At 68.8% G+C, this 18,892-nt stretch carries 15 protein-coding genes; 10 read left to right on the forward strand and 5 right to left on the reverse strand.

The genetic code is table 11. The features are described from left to right. Positions 1 to 27 precede the first annotated feature (27 nt). Entirely contained in the window at positions 28 to 1,146 is a 1,119-nt protein-coding gene (locus GKZ92_RS09910; RefSeq protein WP_035752189.1) for a DoxX family protein, read from the reverse strand. Positions 1,147 to 1,431: 285 nt separating this feature from the next. Continuing rightward, positions 1,432 to 2,112, reverse strand: coding sequence for an MBL fold metallo-hydrolase (locus GKZ92_RS09915; protein ID WP_035752191.1), 681 nt, complete (start codon positions 2,110 to 2,112; stop codon positions 1,432 to 1,434). Between the two features lie 265 nt (positions 2,113 to 2,377). Between GKZ92_RS09915 and uvrA the strand changes: the two genes are divergently transcribed. Both uvrA and GKZ92_RS09925 read left to right on the forward strand, forming a co-directional pair. Next, complete coding sequence (gene uvrA, locus GKZ92_RS09920) at positions 2,378 to 5,260, forward strand: excinuclease ABC subunit UvrA (RefSeq protein ID WP_035752194.1); 2,883 nt, start codon at positions 2,378 to 2,380, stop codon at positions 5,258 to 5,260. A gap of 868 nt (positions 5,261 to 6,128) precedes the next feature. Then, complete coding sequence (locus GKZ92_RS09925; RefSeq protein ID WP_035752200.1) at positions 6,129 to 6,770, forward strand: TetR/AcrR family transcriptional regulator; 642 nt, start codon at positions 6,129 to 6,131, stop codon at positions 6,768 to 6,770. Between the two features lie 93 nt (positions 6,771 to 6,863). On the opposite strand, the gene GKZ92_RS09930 is transcribed toward GKZ92_RS09925, so the two are convergent. Together GKZ92_RS09930 and GKZ92_RS09935 are read right to left on the reverse strand one after the other, a co-directional pair. Beyond that, positions 6,864 to 7,178, reverse strand: a complete 315-nt coding sequence (locus GKZ92_RS09930; RefSeq protein WP_035752203.1) for a hypothetical protein — start codon at positions 7,176 to 7,178, stop codon at positions 6,864 to 6,866. Positions 7,179 to 7,211: 33 nt separating this feature from the next. Continuing rightward, positions 7,212 to 7,637: a DUF1844 domain-containing protein gene (locus tag GKZ92_RS09935; RefSeq protein WP_035752206.1), complete on the reverse strand. Its 426-nt coding sequence runs from the start codon at positions 7,635 to 7,637 to the stop codon at positions 7,212 to 7,214. Positions 7,638 to 7,899: 262 nt separating this feature from the next. Between GKZ92_RS09935 and infC the strand changes: the two genes are divergently transcribed. The 5 genes from infC to GKZ92_RS09960 all read left to right on the forward strand — a co-directional run bounded on the left by infC (position 7,900) and on the right by GKZ92_RS09960 (position 12,688). Then, entirely contained in the window at positions 7,900 to 8,553 is a 654-nt protein-coding gene (infC, locus tag GKZ92_RS09940) for a translation initiation factor IF-3 (protein WP_075864103.1), read from the forward strand. Between the two features lie 120 nt (positions 8,554 to 8,673). Then, a complete protein-coding gene (gene rpmI / locus GKZ92_RS09945; protein ID WP_006360758.1) occupies positions 8,674 to 8,868 on the forward strand; it encodes a 50S ribosomal protein L35 in 195 nt (64 codons plus the stop codon). Positions 8,869 to 8,911: 43 nt separating this feature from the next. Continuing rightward, a complete protein-coding gene (gene rplT / locus GKZ92_RS09950; RefSeq protein ID WP_005178731.1) occupies positions 8,912 to 9,292 on the forward strand; it encodes a 50S ribosomal protein L20 in 381 nt (126 codons plus the stop codon). Positions 9,293 to 9,339: 47 nt separating this feature from the next. Then, on the forward strand, positions 9,340 to 10,149 hold the full coding sequence (locus tag GKZ92_RS09955; RefSeq protein ID WP_006360757.1) for a TrmH family RNA methyltransferase: 810 nt from the start codon (positions 9,340 to 9,342) through the stop codon (positions 10,147 to 10,149). A gap of 46 nt (positions 10,150 to 10,195) precedes the next feature. Further along, positions 10,196 to 12,688 carry a Tex family protein gene (locus GKZ92_RS09960; RefSeq protein ID WP_042378309.1) on the forward strand — a complete coding sequence of 831 codons (2,493 nt, stop codon included), beginning with the start codon at positions 10,196 to 10,198 and terminating at the stop codon, positions 12,686 to 12,688. A 48-nt stretch (positions 12,689 to 12,736) separates the two neighbouring features. Here GKZ92_RS09960 and GKZ92_RS09965 read toward each other — a convergent pair whose 3' ends face one another. Then, on the reverse strand, positions 12,737 to 13,603 hold the full coding sequence (locus tag GKZ92_RS09965; RefSeq protein WP_042378311.1) for an alpha/beta fold hydrolase: 867 nt from the start codon (positions 13,601 to 13,603) through the stop codon (positions 12,737 to 12,739). A gap of 148 nt (positions 13,604 to 13,751) precedes the next feature. On the opposite strand from GKZ92_RS09965, the gene GKZ92_RS09970 reads away from it, so the two are divergent. The 3 genes from GKZ92_RS09970 (at position 13,752) to pheT (ending at position 18,867) form a co-directional block, all read left to right on the forward strand. Beyond that, positions 13,752 to 15,191: an acyltransferase family protein gene (locus GKZ92_RS09970; RefSeq protein ID WP_042378313.1), complete on the forward strand. Its 1,440-nt coding sequence runs from the start codon at positions 13,752 to 13,754 to the stop codon at positions 15,189 to 15,191. Positions 15,192 to 15,286: 95 nt separating this feature from the next. Next, a complete protein-coding gene (gene pheS / locus GKZ92_RS09975; RefSeq protein WP_035752522.1) occupies positions 15,287 to 16,339 on the forward strand; it encodes a phenylalanine--tRNA ligase subunit alpha in 1,053 nt (350 codons plus the stop codon). Positions 16,340 to 16,395: 56 nt separating this feature from the next. Then, positions 16,396 to 18,867, forward strand: coding sequence for a phenylalanine--tRNA ligase subunit beta (gene pheT / locus GKZ92_RS09980; RefSeq protein WP_155225229.1), 2,472 nt, complete (start codon positions 16,396 to 16,398; stop codon positions 18,865 to 18,867). Positions 18,868 to 18,892: the final 25 nt, after the last annotated feature.

Consider the following 18,892-nt stretch of genomic DNA (forward strand, 5'->3'; position numbering starts at 1 on the left):
CTCGCATCCGGCTACCGGGCAGGACGGTCAGCCGCGCGCCTTGCGCCAGCGCTTGCGGCCCTCGTCTGCGGTGTACGCCGCGGTCTCCTCGGCAGCGGCCGCGAGATGGCGGGCGGACTCGGCGAGCTCGGCCGACCGGGCGCGCGCGAGTTCGGCGAATTCGGCCGAGCGGTCCCGTGCAATGTCGGCGAACTCGGCCGAACGGTCGCGGGCCACGTCGGCGAACTTCGGAGCGTTCTTCGCCGCCTGCTTCTTGGCCTTCTTCGCGCGCTTCTGCGCCTGCTTGGCCAGCTTCGGTCCCCGCTTGCGGGCGGTCTCGGCCAGTTCCGACGATCGATCGAGTGCGGCGTCGGCCAGGGTCGACGAGCGGACCAGGGCAGCGTCGGCGAGCACAGGTGCACGATCGCGCAGACGGTCGGCGACCTCGGCCGCGGTGTCGGCGGCCCGCTCCGCGATCTCGAGCGACCGCTTCTGCGCGGACTCGGCCAGTTCAGGAGCGTGCTCGCGGAACTTGGCGGCGGCCTCGGCCGTCCACTCCGCGGAACGCTCCGACAGGACGTGTGCACCCTTGCTCAGAAGGTCACCGGCTTCAGCTGACCGCTCGCCGACGATCTCGGCGCCCTCATGGCCGCGCTCGACGAGGGTGTCCCAGGTGGAGTGGCCGGCGGCGGCGCCGATCGGGAGTGCCGCGGCGACGGCACTGGCCTTCTGCTTGCCACGCCACGCGAGCGACGGCTTGCCCTCGGTGTCCACCGCGGCCAGCAGAACGCCGCCGAGGAGACCGATGTTCCTGATGAACGCGTCGCGCTGGGCTTCCTTGCGGACCGGGTCGGCCTCGTTCCAGAAGTCCGTGCCGGCGGCCGTCGTCGGGATCAGGGTTCCGGCCAGCACGACCGAGGCGAGGCGCGGGAATTTGCCGGTCGCCAGCAGGATGCCGCCACCGATCTGTGCCGCGGCGTTGATCTGCACCAAGGTCTCGGTGTTCTCCGGGACCTTGTCTGCGACCTCCGGCGGCAGTGCGGTGCGCGCCTTGTCGACGAGCGGCGCCGCGGACTGCGCGATCGGTTTCGGGCTCCGAATGGCGTCGACGCCACTGGCGACGAACGCAGACGCAAGGAGCGGGCGGGCGATACGGCGGAGAATCATCGGTCACAACCTTCTTCGATCGAGTGCGGTTCGAGATCCGTCGGGATACAGCGCATTTGTGGCCTGATCAACGCTACCCGCCCTCCGGATACATGCAGGTGAATCGACTCTTCGTGATCCGTTCGGGAACTTCGGGACTGCCGAGGTCACGATCGGTAGAGCGTTTCGGATGTCAGGTATCCGCAGAGGCCCACGCCCAAACCTGAAGCAAACCCGCCACTCTTCCGTAAACCCGCCCTGTCGTCAGGTGGTGCGTCTACGGAAAAGAGGTGGGGTTGCGGGACGTCACCAGCCGCGTTCGCGCCACTCCTGCAGCGACGGACGCTCGGCGCCCAAGGTGGTGTCCTTGCCGTGTCCGGGATAGACGACCGTCGAGTCGCCGAAGCGGTCGAACACCTTGGTGGAGACGTCTTCGATGAGGGTCTCGAAGTCCTCGGACTTCCAGGTCTTGCCGATGCCACCGGGGAACAGGCAGTCGCCGGTGAACAGGTGAACGGTGTCGCCGTCGGTCAGGGCGAGGGCGATGGAACCCGGGGTGTGGCCGACGAGGTGGATCGCCTCGAACCGGAGGTCGCCCACCTCGATCACGTCACCGTCGTCGACGAGACGGTCGGGGGTGACCGGCAACTCGGGGGCGTCGAATCGGCCGGCCGCGGTGGGGACGCCGGTGTGTTCGCTCACCGCGGCCAGTGCCTGCACATGGTCGAAGTGCTGGTGCGTCGTGAAGATCAGTGCGGGCTTCCCGCCGATGGCGTCGAGAGTGGCGATGATCGTGTCCGCGTCGTTGGCGGCGTCGATGATCAGCTGGTCGCCGGTGGCCTTCGAGGTCACCACGTACACATTGTTGTCCATCGATCCGACGGACAGCTTGACGATGGTGGCCGAGTCGAGGGTGCGTCGCTGCGGGGTCTTCGACTCGGAGAGATCGCCGGTGTAGGAGTCGCTGATCGGTGTCGATGAGGTCATGCGACAAGGCTATGACACCGCTCGGCCGGTGTGTGACGCTCGCGACGGTCGGGCGTGGACGGGGCGCGGGTATCGTGGAACATCGGTCCGATGGTGTATGTGCGGATGGCGAGACCGATCGTCCGGCGCTCGGGCCTCGAATCCCATCCGGGCCGACGCTCACGGAACACAATTGTCGGTGCCTGTCGTTACGGTGCCCATGCGCCACCCGTGCGCCCCGGTGAGTTTGAGAAGACTCTGACTCGAGAAGAATGTTAGGACTGCAGTGGTTGATCGTCTGATCGTCCGAGGTGCCCGCGAACACAACCTGCGGGGCATCGATGTCGACCTCCCTCGGGACAGCCTCATCGTGTTCACCGGGTTGTCGGGATCGGGCAAGTCGTCCCTCGCCTTCGACACGATCTTCGCCGAGGGCCAGCGTCGCTACGTCGAGTCGCTCTCGGCGTACGCCCGGCAGTTCCTCGGTCAGATGGACAAGCCCGACGTCGACTTCATCGAAGGTCTTTCGCCGGCAGTGTCCATCGACCAGAAGTCGACCAACCGCAACCCGCGGTCGACGGTCGGCACCATCACCGAGGTCTACGACTACCTCCGTCTGCTCTACGCCCGCGCGGGTAAGGCGCACTGTCCGATCTGTGGCGAGGCGATCGCCAAGCAGACGCCGCAGCAGATCGTCGACCAGGTCCTCGCCATGGAGGAGGGCACCCGGTTCCAGGTCCTCGCCCCGGTGGTCCGCACCCGCAAGGGCGAGTTCGTCGACCTGTTCGCCGAACTCCAGACGCAGGGCTTCTCCCGTGCCCGGATCGACGGCGTCGTCCACCAGCTGACCGATCCGCCGAAGCTGAAGAAGCAGGAGAAGCACGACATCGAGGTCGTCGTCGACCGCCTCGTCGTGAAGGCCAGTGCCAAGCAGCGCCTCACCGATTCGGTCGAGACCGGTCTGCGTCTCGCCGACGGCATCATCGTGCTCGACTTCGTCGACCTCGAGGAGGACGACCCGAACCGCGAGCGCCGGTTCTCCGAGAAGATGGCGTGCCCCAACGCCCACCCGATCGCCATCGACGACCTCGAGCCGCGTTCGTTCTCGTTCAACTCGCCGTACGGTGCCTGCCCCGAATGCGACGGCCTCGGTGTGCGCAAGGAGGTCGACGAGGAACTCGTCGTGCCCGACCCCGAGATGACCCTCTCCGAGGGTGCGATCGCGCCGTGGTCGACCGGACACAACGCCGACTACTTCCTGCGCCTGATGTCCGGCCTGGCCGACCAGATGGGCTTCGACGTCGACACCCCGTGGAAGAAGCTGCCGGTCAAGGCGCGTCGCGCGTTGCTCAACGGCAGCGACCACCAGGTGCATGTGAAGTTCCGCAACCGCTACGGACGCACCCGCTCGTACTACACCGAGTTCGAGGGCGTCATGTCGTTCCTCGCCCGGCGGATGGACCAGACCGAGTCCGAGCAGATGAAGGAACGCTACGAGGGGTATATGCGTGACGTCCCGTGCCCCGCCTGCCAGGGCGCGCGCCTGCGTCCGGAGATCCTCGCGGTCACCCTCGACCATCCCGAGTACGGCCCGAAGTCGATCGCCGAGGTCTGTGCGCTCTCGGTGGCCGACTGCGCGGACTTCCTCGACAACCTCCACCTCGACGAGCGTCAGGCCGCGATCGCCGGCCGGGTGCTCAAAGAGGTCCAGGCACGTATCCGATTCCTGCTCGACGTCGGCCTGGAGTACCTGTCGCTGTCGCGTGCGGCCGGGTCGCTGTCGGGTGGTGAGGCCCAGCGCATCCGCCTCGCGACGCAGATCGGTTCCGGACTCGCAGGCGTCCTCTACGTCCTCGACGAGCCGTCGATCGGTCTGCACCAGCGCGACAACCGTCGACTGATCGAGACCCTCACCCGACTCCGCGACCTGGGCAACACGCTGATCGTCGTCGAGCACGACGAGGACACCATCCGGTCCGCCGACTGGATCGTCGACATCGGTCCACGGGCCGGTGAACACGGCGGTCACGTCGTGCACAGCGGCAGCTACAAGGATCTGCTGAAGAACCGGAAGTCGCTGACCGGTGCGTACCTGTCCGGCCGGGACTCGCTGCCGATCCCGGAGATCCGCCGGCCGATCGACCGCAAGCGTCAGCTGACCGTCGTCGGTGCGCGTGAGCACAACCTGCGCGGGATCGAGGTGTCGTTCCCGCTCGGCGTGATGACGGCAGTGACCGGTGTGTCAGGTTCCGGCAAGTCGACGCTGGTCAACGACATCCTCGCGACCGTGCTCGCCAACAAGCTCAACGGCGCGCGTCAGGTGCCCGGCCGCCACACGCGGATCAAGGGACTCGACAACCTCGACAAGCTCGTGCAGGTCGACCAGTCGCCGATCGGACGCACCCCGCGCTCCAACCCGGCGACCTACACCGGCGTCTTCGACAAGATCCGCACCCTCTTTGCGGCCACGACCGAGGCCAAGGTTCGCGGCTACCAGCCGGGCCGGTTCTCGTTCAACGTCAAGGGTGGCCGCTGTGAGGCCTGCGCCGGCGAGGGCACGATCAAGATCGAGATGAACTTCCTGCCGGACGTCTACGTACCGTGCGAGGTGTGCCACGGTGCCCGCTACAACCGCGAGACCCTCGAGGTCCACTACAAGGGCAAGACGATCGCCGAGGTCCTCGACATGCCCATCGAGGAGGCCGCGGACTTCTTCGAGCCGGTCACCTCGATCCACCGCTACCTCAAGACCCTCGACGATGTCGGCCTCGGATATGTCCGCCTCGGACAGCCGGCACCGACGCTGTCGGGAGGTGAGGCGCAGCGCGTGAAGCTGGCTGCCGAGCTGCAGAAGCGCTCGATGGGCCGCACCGTCTACATCCTCGACGAACCGACCACCGGCCTGCACTTCGAGGACATCAAGAAGCTCCTCGCGGTGATCAACGGTCTCGTCGACAAGGGCAACACGGTCATCACCATCGAGCACAACCTCGACGTCATCAAGACGGCCGACTGGGTCATCGACATGGGACCCGAGGGCGGCAGCGGCGGCGGCACGGTCGTCGCCGAGGGCACACCCGAGGACATCGCGGTCGCGCCCGGAAGCCACACCGGCAAGTTCCTGTCCGAGATCCTCGAGGTCGACGAGACGGTCGCCTCGGCGGGCTGATCGAATTCACGTAGAGTCGCCACTTCCGGTGCGGCAGCGCCATTTACAGTTGGCGAGGCTGCTCGGAGGTGGCGATTCTGCGTTCGGGTCAGGCAGGCGCGGGTACGGGCGGGCCGGCTGGGGGCGGGGAGATCCTCGGTCCGCGCGTCGTCGGGTTCGGGTGTGCTGAGCACCGCGCCCCTCGCCACGCCGATGCCCAGCAGGATGTAGAAGACCGCGACGCCCGCGACGCCGGGGAACAGGAGCGTCATCTGGACATCCCGGGTCACGAGGAGCAGGGGTACCGCGAGGCCGCCCGCGATCCCGCCGACGATGCCCGGGATAGCGACGAGCGCCCACAGCGACCGACGTCGGGTGGCGGTGATCGCGACCACGAGTGCCAGCAGTGCCGATCCGAATCCGAAGACGGGCCCCGAGTACACCGCCAGGACCTCGTGGGTGCGCGTGATGGGCGCCGCCTCGCCGGCTCTCAGGGCGTCCAGTTCGAGCTTCGCGGCGATGTGCGGGACGTACTCGATGGTCGCGAGCGCCGCCCCGACCGCCGCCACCACGAGATACGGGGTGACCTTCGCCGGTCGGACGCCCGAACGTGCCAGGGCAATCAGCGACGCCGCGATGATCGCGGTTCCGACCAGGGCGATCGTGTGGGTCGGCACCCAGGTCGGGTCTTCCAGCATTCCGATGACATGACTCTCGGGAGAGTCCATCGGGCCGTGCGGATGTGAGGCCCCGCCGACGCAGACGAGCAATCCGCCGAGTGCGAGCCCATATCCGGAGAGTTTGGAATTCTTCATCAGTGGTCCTAGATTGGGTGAGTCGTACACGGTTGATTGAGTCTGACTCACTGAATATAGGGGAGGTCGCACCGATGGGACAAGGGAAACGCACATACTCGTCGCCGCGTCGTGAGGCCCAGGCGCGTGAGACCCGTGCGCGACTCGCGGCCGAGGCTCGTCGACTGTTCGCCGAAAAGGGTTGGAGCAAGACCACTCTCAAGGAGGTCGCGAAAGCCGCGGGGGTCGCCGAGCCGACCGTCTATGCGGTCTTCGGCAACAAGGCCGGTCTCGCGACCGCGCTCGTCGATCTCGTCGACGAGGAGGCCGACGTGCCGCAGCTGGTGGCGGAGTTGCAGGCGCCCGGTGTGTCGCCGCGGCAGCAGATCGGGGCCATGGTCCGTCATCGGCGACGCATGTTCGACGGTCCGGGCGACATCGTCGCGCTGCTCTACGAGGGCAGTCTCACCAACGACGTGCTCGCCACCGCTTACCGCGACGGCGAGGGTCGCGGCGATGACGGGCGCCGTCGGATCTTCACGGGTTGGCCGGCCGGAACCCTCCGCGGGGGCATCGACGTCGACACGGCGTGCGACGTGTGTTCGCTCGCGTTCGGTCACGAGACCTGGACACACCTCGCGAACAGGGGGTGGAACTCGGAGCGGATCGAGCAATGGGTTGTCGACCTGCTGTGCCGGGAGCTGTTGAGCAACGAGGCCGGCGCTGCCACGTCCTGACGAGAATCGCCACTTCCGTTGCAGCGGAGCTACTTACAGGTAGCGCATCTGGGCGGAGGTGGCGATGTGCGATGTCGGGGAGTGGGTGTACTCCTACTTGCCCATCGATTTCCGGATCTCCTCGAGGCGCTTCTTCGCGGCCTCGTCGCGCTTGCGCATCATCTCGTCGACGCTCTGCCCCTCGGCACTCGCCTCGGCGAGCTCCTGGGAGCCGATCGCGGTGGTGATGCGGTTCTCGATCTTGTCGCGGACGAAGTCGAAGGTCGGGACACCGCTGTCGGTGTAGTCGGGATCGGGCAGGGTTCCCGGCACCGGCCCGGTGTACACGATCTCGGCGTCGATGGTGTCGTCCGACGAGGCGCTTTCCGACGCTGTGCTCGTCGGGTCGGATTCTCCGGGATTCGTCATGTGACCAGGGTAGAGCGGCGCGGGGCCGCGGTCCTACTTCTTCGGGGCGCGGACCGGACCGGTGTACTTCTCGCCGGGACCCTCGCCGGGCTCGTCGGGGTAGGCGCTGGCCTCGCGGAAGGCGAGCTGCAGGCCCTTGAGGCCGTCGCGGATGGGTGCGGCGTGGATGCCCAGGTCAGCCTTCGACGCGTCGACAAGACCGGCCAGCGCGGTGATGAGGGTCCGGGCCTCGGGCAGGTCGATCCGGTCTTCGGAGGTGCCCTCGGCCAGGCCGAGCTTCTCGGCGGCGGCACTCATGAGCATCACGACGGAACGGGTGATGACCTCGATGGCCGGAATATCTCCCAGGTCACGGACGTTGTCGCGGTCAGTGCGTGCCGCATCATCGATGTCGGCGCCACTACCCGTCGCACCCTCCTGGGGTGTCGGTGCTGGTGACGAATTGGGGTTCTCGGCCATGGCTGTTAGACTCCCATAGCACGACCGCCCTGGTATGCGCCGGGGTCGTAAGTGGAGTTCCGCTCCCACCGTTCGACGCAGTGCTCGCCCCGCGAGATCACCGCAGTTGTACGGTCCGGTTCACGCCGATCGTCGCAGATCGCATCCTCGTCGATGCGACCGGCGACATCGGCCGCGCTGTGCCCTTGGGCGCAGTAGGAGAATCGGTCGGTATCGGAGCCCCGCGGACAACTGTCCCGGGGCTCGTTTGCTGAGGTTTGCGCTGTTCTCCTGCACACGACCCTCGCCACGACGCGACGGTTACCACTGCAGGATTGAACTAGGAGGCCCCATCAGCACTGAGACCCGCATCAACGAGCGCATCCGCGTCCCTGAGGTCCGACTCGTCGGACCCAACTCGGAGCAGGTGGGCATCGTGCGTGTTGAAGATGCGCTTCGCTTGGCTTATGAAGCCGACCTCGACCTCGTCGAGGTGGCTCCCGACGCCCGTCCGCCGGTATGCAAGATCATGGACTACGGCAAGTTCAAGTACGAAGCGGCCCAGAAGCAGCGCGAATCGCGTCGCAATCAGCAGATGACCGTCATCAAGGAGCAGAAGCTCCGACCCAAGATCGACGACCACGACTACGAGACCAAGAAGGGTCACGTCGTCCGGTTCCTCGAGGCGGGGTCAAAGGTGAAGGTGACCATCATGTTCCGCGGCCGCGAGCAGTCCCGTCCTGAGCTCGGCTACCGCCTGTTGCAGCGCCTGGGCAACGATGTCGCCGACTACGGCTTCGTCGAGACCTCGGCCAAGCAGGACGGTCGCAATATGACGATGGTCCTCGCCCCGCACAAGGGCGCGAAGACCCGCCAGAAGGCGCAAGAGAGCCGCGAACGTTCCGGCGGCCCGAAGAACGCGCCGGACGAGAGCTGAGCCGTTCGGCCGGACGCAGGCGAAGGCCCCGTCCCGGCCGAGATCACGAGACGTGAACCCGGATGCCAGCCGGACCTGATCAGGTTCGGCTGCCGGAGTTCGCCCGACAGAAGGAAAGACATGCCTAAGAGCAAGACCCACAAGGGCACCGCGAAGCGATTCAAGGTGACCGGCAGCGGCAAGATCGTCCGTCAGAAGGCCAACCGCCGCCACCTGCTGGAGCACAAGCCCTCCAAGCGCACCCGTCGTCTCGACGGCACCACCGTCGTCAGCGAGAACGACGCCCCTCGCATCAAGCGCCTGCTGAACATCTGACGCGCGCGAACCCTGACCTCTGACAAGCAAAAGGATTTAACACATGGCACGCGTGAAAAGGGCAGTGAACGCCCAGAAGAAGCGTCGGTCCACCCTCGAGGCCTCGAAGGGCTACCGCGGCCAGCGGTCGCGCCTCTACCGCAAGGCCAAGGAGCAGCAGCTCCACTCGATGACCTACGCCTACCGGGACCGTCGCGCCCGCAAGGGTGAGTTCCGGAAGCTGTGGATCGCGCGTATCAACGCTGCGGCCCGCGCCAACGACATCACCTACAACCGCTTCATCCAGGGCCTCAAGGCCGCTGGTGTCGAGGTCGACCGCAAGGTGCTCGCCGACATCGCGGTGACCGATCCCGAGGCCTTCACCGGCCTGGTCGAGGTCGCCCGCAAGGCCCTGCCGGCCGACGTCAACGCCCCGGCTGCCTGATTGCGCCACACCACACACGACCCGCGAGTCGCCCGAGGGATGATCCGATGACGGAGATCCTGTCCGAGCGATCCTCGCGGGTCGTGTCGTATGCGAAGCTCCATCGCGCTGCCGAGCGGCGTGAGCAGGGGCGTTTCCTCGCCGAGGGGGCCAACTCGGTGTCCTCGGCTCTCGCGGTCGACCGCGCCGAGGTGGTGCTGGTCGCCGACGAGGACCAGCTCCGGCATCAGGGGATCACCGCCGCCGCCGAGGCGGCCGGCGTCCCGGTTCTCGTGATCTCCGCCCGTGCGGCGTCGAAGCTCGCGGAGACCTCGACCCCGCCCGGGATCTTCGCTGTCTGCCCGCTCCTCGACGTGCCGCTCGAGGCCGTCCTCGCCGACGAGCCGCGGCTCCTCGCGATCGCCGTCGAACCGCGGGAACCCGGCAACGCCGGAACCCTCATCCGATGCGCCGACGCGATGGGCGCCGATGCGGTCGTGCTGCTCGGTGACGCCGTCGATCCCCACAACGGCAAGTGCGTCCGCGCGAGCGCCGGGAGCGTGTTCACCGTGCCGGTGGTGCGTCAGCGCGCCCTGACCGAGGGTCTCGACGCCATCGCCGGCGCCGGCATCTCGCTGCTCGCGACGGCCGCCGACGGCGAGGTGAACCTCGATCACGCCGCCGAGGTGCTGTCCGGCCGGGTCGGCTGGCTCTTCGGTAACGAGGCCCACGGCCTGTCCGCCGACATCCAGGCGGCCGCCGACCACCGGGTGTCCATCCCCATCCGCGGTCGCGCGGAGAGTCTCAACGTCGCCGCCGCGGCAGCGATCTGTCTGTACGAGAGTGCGCGTGTCCACAATGCGGTGGGTCGCGGCTGACAGCTGTCCGAGGCGGCCGGTAGGGTCGGCGATCGTGTCAGAAACCGTGTCACCCGCGTCCGTGCCCCAGCCCGAGTCCGCTCCCGCAGTCCCCGCCCCGTCGGATGCCGCGACCCCGCAGACGGTGCCCACCCCCGACCCCGCGGTCGTGAACGCCCGCGTCGCGTCGGCGATCGCCACCGAACTCGGCGTCGGCGTCGGACAGGTCCGGGCCGCGATCGAACTACTCGACGGCGGGTCGACCGTCCCGTTCGTCGCCCGGTACCGCAAAGAGGTCACCGGCGGTCTCGACGACACCCAACTGCGCACCCTCGACGAGCGTCTCGGATACCTGCGCGACCTCGAGGCCCGGCGTCAGTCGGTCCGCGAGTCGATCGCCGCACAGGGCAAGCTCGACGCCGAACTCGACGCACGAATCCTCGCGGCCGACACCAAGGCCCGCCTCGAGGACATCTACCTGCCGTACAAGCCCAAGCGCCGCACCAAGGCCCAGATCGCCCGCGAGGCCGGGCACGAGCCGGTGGCCGACGCGCTGCTGTCGGATCCGACCACCGATCCGTCGACCTTCACCGCCGAACAGCTCGACGGCGCCCGCGCGATCGCCGTCGAGCGGTTCGCCGAGGATGCCGACCTGGTCGGTGAACTGCGTGAACTGATGTGGCAGACCGGCGTGCTGCGGACTGCCGTCCGCGAGGGCAAGGAGGCGGCCGGCGCCAAGTTCGCCGACTACTTCGACTTCTCCGAACCCTTCACCTCGATCCCGTCGCACCGGGTGCTCGCGGTGCTTCGCGGAGAACGCGAGGAGATCCTCTCGGTCACCCTCGACGCCGATCCCGAGGCGGCCGATCGTCCGGCCGGACCCGGTCCCTACGAGCAGCGCATCGCTGCCCGGTTCGGGATCTCCGATCAGGGCCGTCCCGCCGACCGCTGGCTCGCCGACGCCGTCCGCTGGGCGTGGCGCACCAAGCTGTTCGTCGGACTCTCGCTCGACGTCCGGATGCGTCTGCGCCAGGCCGCCGAGGCCGACGCGGTGGCCGTCTTCGCCACCAACCTCAAGGACCTGCTCCTGGCCGCCCCGGCCGGCGCCCGCACCACGATGGGCCTCGACCCCGGCCTGCGGACCGGCGTGAAGGTGGCCGTGGTCAACGAGACCGGCAAGGTCGTCGACACGGCCACCATCTATCCGCACGAGCCGCGTCGCGACAAGGCCGGTGCGCTGGCGGTGCTGGGTGCGCTCGTCCAGAAGCACGGCGTCGATCTGATCGCGATCGGCAACGGCACCGCGTCGCGGGAGACCGACGCCCTGGCCGGCGAACTGATCGCCGCGATCAAGGACTCCGGTAAGAAGCCGCCGACGAGCGTCGTGGTCTCGGAGGCCGGGGCATCGGTGTACTCGGCGTCGGCGTACGCCTCGAAGGAACTGCCCGACCTCGACGTGTCGATCCGTGGCGCCGTGTCGATCGCCCGCCGCCTGCAGGACCCGCTCGCGGAACTGGTGAAGATCGATCCCAAGTCGATCGGCGTCGGCCAGTACCAGCACGACGTCTCCGAGACGCTGCTCGCCCGGTCGCTCGGCGCCGTGGTCGAGGATGCGGTGAACGCGGTGGGTGTGGACGTGAACACCGCATCGGTGCCGCTGCTTTCCCGCGTCTCCGGAATCACCGCCGGACTTGCGGAATCCATTGTCGCGCACCGTGACTCGAACGGGGCCTTCCGCAGCCGCAAGCAGATCACCGATGTGCCGCGCCTCGGGCCCAAGGCGTTCGAGCAGTGTGCCGGCTTCCTCCGGATCACCGACGGCGACAACCCGCTCGACGCGTCCAGCGTGCACCCGGAGGCCTACCCGGTCGTCACCCGCATTCTCGACAAGGTCGGCGCCGACGTCCGCTCGCTGATCGGTGACACCGCCACCCTCACCAAGCTGCGTCCCGACGACTTCGTCGACGAGACCTTCGGTCGTCCGACCGTCATCGACATCATCGCCGAGCTCGACAAGCCGGGTCGCGACCCGCGCCCCGAGTTCAAGACGGCGACCTTCGCCGCCGGGATCGAGAAGGTCTCCGACCTCACGCCCGGCATGGTGCTGGAAGGTCAGGTCACCAACGTGGCGGCCTTCGGCGCCTTCGTCGACGTGGGCGTCCACCAGGACGGCCTGGTCCATGTGTCGGCGATGGCCCACCGCTTCGTGTCCGACCCGCACGAGGTCGTGAAGTCCGGCGACATCGTGAAGGTGAAGGTCATGGACGTCGACGTCGAACGCAAGCGAATCGGACTGTCGCTTCGCCTCGACGACGAGCCGGGGACCGGCAACTCCGGCGGCAAGGGCGGCACTCGTGCGCCGCGCAGCGACAACGAGCGCGGCAACCGCGGTGGGGGCGGAGGCCAGGGACGCCGCAACGATCAGCGTGGCGGCCAGGGCGGCCAGGGCGGTCGCGGCAACCAGGGCAACCGCGGCGGCGGCAACAACCGCAACGACCGCCGGCCGGCGCCGAGCGGTGCGATGGCCGACGCGCTCAAGCGCGCCGGCTTCGGCAAGTAGTTCTCACGTCGACGGTCCCGGCGCTTCGCGTGCCGGGACCGTTGCGTTTCAGCGGGATTCGGTGCTCACGAGATCGTCGAGGAACTCGATCAGACCGCTACTCAGGACGTCGTTGTCATCACCGCTGACCATGTGGCCGGCGCCGGTGACGTCGATGTAGCGGGCACCGGGGATCAGTTCGAGGAGTTCCCGTGCGCCCTCGTCGCTGACGACGTCGGACTGTTTGCCCCGGATGAGCAGGGTCGGCACCCGCACCGCCCGAGCGGCCTCCCGTGCACGTTCCTCGCGTTCGGCGGCCGTCCGCTCCATGTGGTCGCGCGGCGCGAGCATTCGCGGGTCCCAATGCCAGTACCAGCGGCCGTCGCGCTCGCGGAGGTTCTTGCGGAGCCCCTCGATCCGGGGCGGGCGACTCCGGTGCGGGTTGTAGGCGACGACGGCGTCGAGGGCGTCCTGGAGACTGTCGAAGCCGGTGAGTCCGTCGCGCATGAAGCCGGTGATCTTGGCGATCCCCTCGGGTTCGGCGGTGGGCGTGATGTCGACGAGGACCAGCGCCCGTGCGATGGACGGGTCGTGACCCGCAGCGTGCAGGGACGCCAGCCCGCCCATCGAGGCACCGATCAGTACCGGCGGTTCACCCAGGTCGTCGACGATCTGCCGCAGGTCGCGGGCGTGCGCACCGTTGCTGTAGTCGGCGTCGTCGGGCCATTCGCTGTCGCCGTGGCCGCGGGCGTCGATGGTCAGAGCGCGCCAGCCGTGCTCGGCGAGGCGGGCACCGGTCCGCTGCCACGAGTGCCGGGTCTGTCCACCTCCGTGCAGCAGCAGTGCGGTGCCGGTCGGCGGGCCGGAGGGTTCCCAGATGTCGGCGGCGAGCCGGATACCGTCGCCGCGCAACTGGGTGATGCTGGAGGGCTTCATCTCTCCGTCTCTACCCGTGCGCGTGGGCAACCGGACAGCTTTCCGGCGGCCCGTGACATGTGCCACACGCGAGTGCTGCGGGGATTGCCGCCCCCGACCGAGTAATTCTGCTCAGGCCCGGCGGGACGCTCCTGGCGAGACTCGATGAATGCTCACGACCTCCGCTCGACCGACCGCCGGAAAGCCGGCGGAAAGGCTGCCGACGCCACACGAACTGGCGGCGCTCACCGGCGACCGCGACCGGGTCGTCGACCTCATCCGCATCTGCTCGTTGCTCGTGGTGGTCGTCGGTCACTCGATCATGCTCACCGTCGACGCCTCCGGCGGTTCGATCCGCCTCGGCAACACGCTCGGCGACGTGCCGATGCTGCAACCGGCCACGTGGCTGCTCCAGGTGCTGCCGCTGTTCTTCTTCGCAGGCGCCGCGGCGTCGACGCATGGCTGGATGTCGCGGGCATCCGACGACCCTCCCGCCGCGGGGCACTGGCTGTTCACCCGCACCCAGCGTCTTCTCCGACCGCTCGGCTGGTATCTGGGAGTGGTGCTGGTGGTGCTGGCCGGGCTGACGACCGCCGGCCTGGACGCCGCGGCCGACGTAGTCGCGCGACTCGGCGTTCAACTGCTGTGGTTCCTCGGTGCGTATCTCCTCGTGCTGGCCGTCGTCCCGCTGCTACAGCGGATCCGCACGCCTCTCCACGTGTTCTTGGCGCTCGGAACATGCTGGGGGAGTACGGCACTCATCGACGCCATCCGGCTCCACGCCGGCCCGTCGTGGCTGGGCTATCTGAACTTCCTCACCGTGTGGACGATCCCCGCCGTGCTCGGAGTCGCCTACGCCAAGCAGATCCTGCGTCCGGGGACCGCCGCGGCCGTGTCCATCGGTGCCCTGATCCTCGACACCGGGCTCGTGCACCGGGGTCCGTACGAGATCTCGCTCGTGACCGTGCCGGGGCAGCAGCTGTCCAACATGAGTCCGCCCAGCCTGCTCCTCGCCGGTCACGCGATCGTGCTCTGCGCAGGTGCCGTTGCCGTCCGCCGGGTACTGGCGACGATCGCCGGACGTCCGCGGGTCTGGTGGTGGGTCGTCCTCGGCAATCGCGGCGCGATGACGCTGTACCTCTGGCACCTGCCGGTGCTCGCCGCGGTCATCGTCCTGGGCGCGGTGACGGGCCTGGACCGTGCCGACGTGCAGTCCGCGTCGTTCCCGATCGTCGTCGGCGTCCAGACGATGCTGCTCCTCGCGCTCATGGTGCCCGTCGTCGTGATGCTGTCTCCGCTGGAGTACCGGCCGCTGCCGTGGTGGGACGGCCCCGTCGCCCGGCGAGCGGGACGCGCGCGGGACCTGACCCTGCTGGCCGCGCTGGTGTGCCTCGGCATCGCGGTCCTGATGGTGTCGCGGTACGGCCTGCTCGGCGACGGCATCGGGTGGCTGATTTCCGGGATCGGATGTGCGGTGACGGGTCGTGTCCTCGCTCTTCGACCCGCTGCGCGAGGCGGGGGAGACGCGGTTCCCGGAGACGACGCCTCCCTGCAGGTCAGCGCGTCGCGGCGGTCGACTACCCTCGATGAGAGTCATCGCCGCCGTTGACGGTCGTCCCGAGCCGGTTTTCCGCGCCCGAGCAGCCCTGGCGCGTGACGAGGACGCGTCCATCCACCGACCCACGCATGAGGAGCTCGCCGACCGTGGCCACTTCCGCCGACGAAACGGTATTCCCCGGACCCGACGACCTCGAGGCGGCCGCGGCGTCGGCCATCGAGGCCTTCGAGGCGGCGGCCGACCTCGAGCAGCTGTCCGCGGCGAAGTCCGCGCACCTCGGCGACCGCTCACCGATCGCGCTGGCCCGACGCGCACTCGGCAGCCTGCCGAAGGAAGAGCGCTCGGCGGCCGGCAAGCTCGTGAACCAGGTTCGCGGGCGGGTCACCGCGTCGCTCGAACTCCGGACCGCGGTCCTCGAAGCCGAACGCGATGCGGCGGTCCTCGTCGCCGAGTCGGTCGACGTCACCCTGCCCAGCGGCCGCCGCCCGGTCGGCGCGCGCCATCCCATCACCGTGATCGCCGAGCAGGTCGCCGACGTCTTCGTCGGCATGGGCTGGGAGATCGCCGAGGGCCCCGAGGTCGAGACCGAACACCACAACTTCGACGCTCTCAACTTCCTGCCGGATCACCCGGCACGGTCGATGCAGGACACCTTCTACATCGCGCCCGAGGGCTCGCGTCAGGTGCTGCGCACGCACACCTCGCCGGTCCAGGTGCGCTCCATGCTCAACCGCGACCTGCCGATCTACGTGGCCTGCCCCGGCCGCACGTTCCGCACCGACGAGCTCGACGCCACCCACACCCCGGTCTTCCACCAGATCGAGGGACTCGCCGTCGACAAGGGTCTGACCCTGGCGAACCTGCGCGGCACCCTCGAGACATTCGCCCGTGCGCTGTTCGGGCCGGAGACCACCACGCGGATGCGTGCGTCGTACTTCCCGTTCACCGAACCGTCGGCCGAGGTCGACGTCTGGTTCCCCGCCAAGAAGGGCGGACCCGGCTGGGTCGAGTGGGGCGGCTGCGGCATGGTCAACCCGAACGTGCTCCGCGCCAGCGGAATCGACCCGGACGTCTACTCCGGCTTCGCCTTCGGCATGGGCCTGGAACGCACCCTGCAGTTCCGCAACGACATCTCCGACATGCGCGACATGGTCGAGGGCGACATCCGGTTCACCCTCCCGTTCGGTCCGGCTGCCTGAGCGGCCCGGCACGCATCCTCAGACTTCCACGACGCGACGAAAGTAGTTGATACACAGTGCGTGCACCACAGTCCTGGTACACAGAGGTCCTGCGCTCGGGCGACCCGGAGTGGTCGGCGACCACCGAGGAGATCGACGCGGGGTTCGTCCGCGTCGGTTTCGAGATCGAGGACATCGAGAAGTTCCCGGAGATCACCGGACCGCTGGTGATCGGTCGCGTGGAGACGATCGAGGAGCTCACCGAGTTCAAGAAGCCGATCCGCTTCTGCACCGTCGAGGTCGGTGAGGCCGAGCCGCGCGGCATCGTCTGCGGCGCCCGGAACTTCGCCGTGGGTGATCTGATCGTCGCCGCACTGCCCGGTGCCGTGCTGCCCGGCCCGTTCGAGATCGCCTCGCGCAAGACCTACGGCCGCGTCTCCGACGGCATGATCTGCTCGGTCTCGGAACTGGGCATCGGCAACGACCACAGCGGCATCCTGGTGCTGGCCCCCGGAACCGCCGAGCCCGGCGCCGACGCCCGCGAGGTCCTCGGACTCGACGACGCCGCCATCGACGTCAACGTCACCCCCGACCGCGGATATGCCTTCTCGATCCGCGGTCTCGGCCGCGAGCTGGCGAGCAGCTTCGAGGTGCCCTTCGTGGATCCGGGCGTCGTGGAAGCCGGCGTCACCGCGGAGGGCACGCCGTGGCCCGTCGCCATCGAGGACGGCTCCGGCGCCACCCGCTACACCGCGCGCGTGATCACCGGCGTCGACCCGAAGGCGATCTCGCCGTGGTGGATGCAGAAGCGACTCTTGGTCGCCGGAATCCGACCGATCTCGGCGATCGTCGACGTCACCAACTACGTGATGATCGAACTCGGTCAGCCGCTGCACGCTTTCGACGCCGACCGCATCACCGGCACCGTCACCGTCCGCTCGGCGAAGCCGGGCGAGAAGTTGCGCACCCTCGACGAGGTCGACCGTGTGCTCGACCCCGAAGATGTCGTCATCGCCGACGAGACCGGACCCATCGCCCTCGCGGGCGTGATGGGCGGCGGCGCGACCGAGGTGGGCGACTCGACCACCACCGTGCTGCTGGAGTCGGCGACCTTCGACCCCGTCCGCGTCTTCCGCACCGGCAAGCGCCACAAGCTGACCTCCGAGGCGAGCAAGCGCTTCGAACGCATCGTCGACCCGGAGATCACCGCGGTCGCGTCCGATCGCGCCGCCCAGCTCATCGTCGAGATCGCCGGTGGCACCATCTCGTCGCCGCTGTCCGAGGCGCGCGTCGCGACGCCGCTCCCGTCGGCGATCAGCATCGCCGCCGACGAGCCCGATCGTGTCGCGGGTATCAGCTACCCGGCGGGCACCACCGCCGCGCGCCTCACCGAGGTCGGTTGCGTGGTCACCGGCACCGACACCCTCGACGTCGTCCCGCCGTCGTGGCGTCCCGACCTCAAGCAGCGTGCCGACCTCGTCGAAGAGGTGCTGCGGCTCGAAGGTCTCGAGGACATCCCGGCCGTCGTGCCGCGCGCTCCGGGTGGCACCGGCCTCACGCCGGTGCAGCGGCGCCGTCGCAGCGTCGGACGCACCCTCGCCCTCGACGGTTATGTCGAGGTTCTGCCGTACCCGTTCATGCCGGCCGGGGTCTTCGACCTCTGGGACCTGCCCGCCGATGACGAGCGCCGCCGCACCGTCAAGGTCCTCAACCCGCTCGAGTCGGACCGGCCCGAACTCAACTCGACGCTGTTGCCGGGCCTGCTCGAGATGGCCGCGCGCAACATCGCCCGTGGTCAGCGCGATCTGTCGCTGTTCACCATCGGTCAGGTCGTCATCGCCGGTGACCACGTTGCGCCCGTCCCCGCGCTCGACGTGACGCAGCGCCCCACCGATGAGGACATCGAGGCGCTCGACGCCTCGCTGCCGCATCAGCCGCTGCACGTCGGCGTCGTCCTGACCGGCCTGCGCGACCCCGCGGGGCCGTGGGGTCCGGGACGTGCCGCCGACTACCTCGACGCCTTCGAGGCGGCTCGCACCATCGCGCGTGCTGCGGGAGTGGAGGTCGAACTCTCCGCCGCCGATCACCGGCCGTGGCATCCGGGCCGCTGTGCCCGACTGACCGTCGACGGACGCACGGTCGGCTACGCAGGCGAGCTCCATCCGGCGGTGCTCGAACGCGCCCACCTGCCCAAGCGTGCCTGCGCGGTCGAGATCGACATCGACGCCCTGCCGCTCCGCGAGGTGCTGCCCGCTCCGGCGGTGTCGGTGTTCCCGGCCGTCCTGCAGGACGTCAACGTGGTGGTCGCGGCCGACGTGCCGGCCGCCGACGTCCGGTCGGCGCTGCGCGACGGCGCGGGTGAGCTGCTCGAGGACATTGCCCTGTTCGACGTCTTCACCGGCGAGCAGGTCGGCGACGGCAACAAGTCGCTGACGTTCTCGCTGCGCTTCCGCGCGAGTGATCGCACGCTCACGGAGGACGAGGCCAACGCCGCGAAGCTGGCCGCGGTCGACGCCGCCGCCGAACGAGTGGGCGCCCGCCTCCGCTGACACGAGGGCCGGACCACCGACCCAC

Origin of the sequence: Gordonia sp. 135, assembly GCF_009720185.1 — a bacterium.
Taxonomy (GTDB): domain Bacteria; phylum Actinomycetota; class Actinomycetes; order Mycobacteriales; family Mycobacteriaceae; genus Gordonia; species Gordonia alkanivorans.

What these genes read in the sequence shown, in the direction of transcription:
- GKZ92_RS09910 (WP_035752189.1), bottom strand. Translation starts at nt 1,146, where the DNA reads ATGATTCTCCGCCGTATCGCCCGCCCGCTCCTTGCGTCTGCGTTCGTC.
- GKZ92_RS09915 (WP_035752191.1), bottom strand. Translation starts at nt 2,112, where the DNA reads ATGACCTCATCGACACCGATCAGCGACTCCTACACCGGCGATCTCTCC.
- GKZ92_RS09925 (WP_035752200.1), top strand. Translation starts at nt 6,129, where the DNA reads ATGGGACAAGGGAAACGCACATACTCGTCGCCGCGTCGTGAGGCCCAG.
- GKZ92_RS09930 (WP_035752203.1), bottom strand. Translation starts at nt 7,178, where the DNA reads ATGACGAATCCCGGAGAATCCGACCCGACGAGCACAGCGTCGGAAAGC.
- GKZ92_RS09935 (WP_035752206.1), bottom strand. Translation starts at nt 7,637, where the DNA reads ATGGCCGAGAACCCCAATTCGTCACCAGCACCGACACCCCAGGAGGGT.
- rpmI (WP_006360758.1), top strand. Translation starts at nt 8,674, where the DNA reads ATGCCTAAGAGCAAGACCCACAAGGGCACCGCGAAGCGATTCAAGGTG.
- rplT (WP_005178731.1), top strand. Translation starts at nt 8,912, where the DNA reads ATGGCACGCGTGAAAAGGGCAGTGAACGCCCAGAAGAAGCGTCGGTCC.
- GKZ92_RS09955 (WP_006360757.1), top strand. Translation starts at nt 9,340, where the DNA reads ATGACGGAGATCCTGTCCGAGCGATCCTCGCGGGTCGTGTCGTATGCG.
- GKZ92_RS09965 (WP_042378311.1), bottom strand. Translation starts at nt 13,603, where the DNA reads ATGAAGCCCTCCAGCATCACCCAGTTGCGCGGCGACGGTATCCGGCTC.
- GKZ92_RS09970 (WP_042378313.1), top strand. Translation starts at nt 13,752, where the DNA reads ATGCTCACGACCTCCGCTCGACCGACCGCCGGAAAGCCGGCGGAAAGG.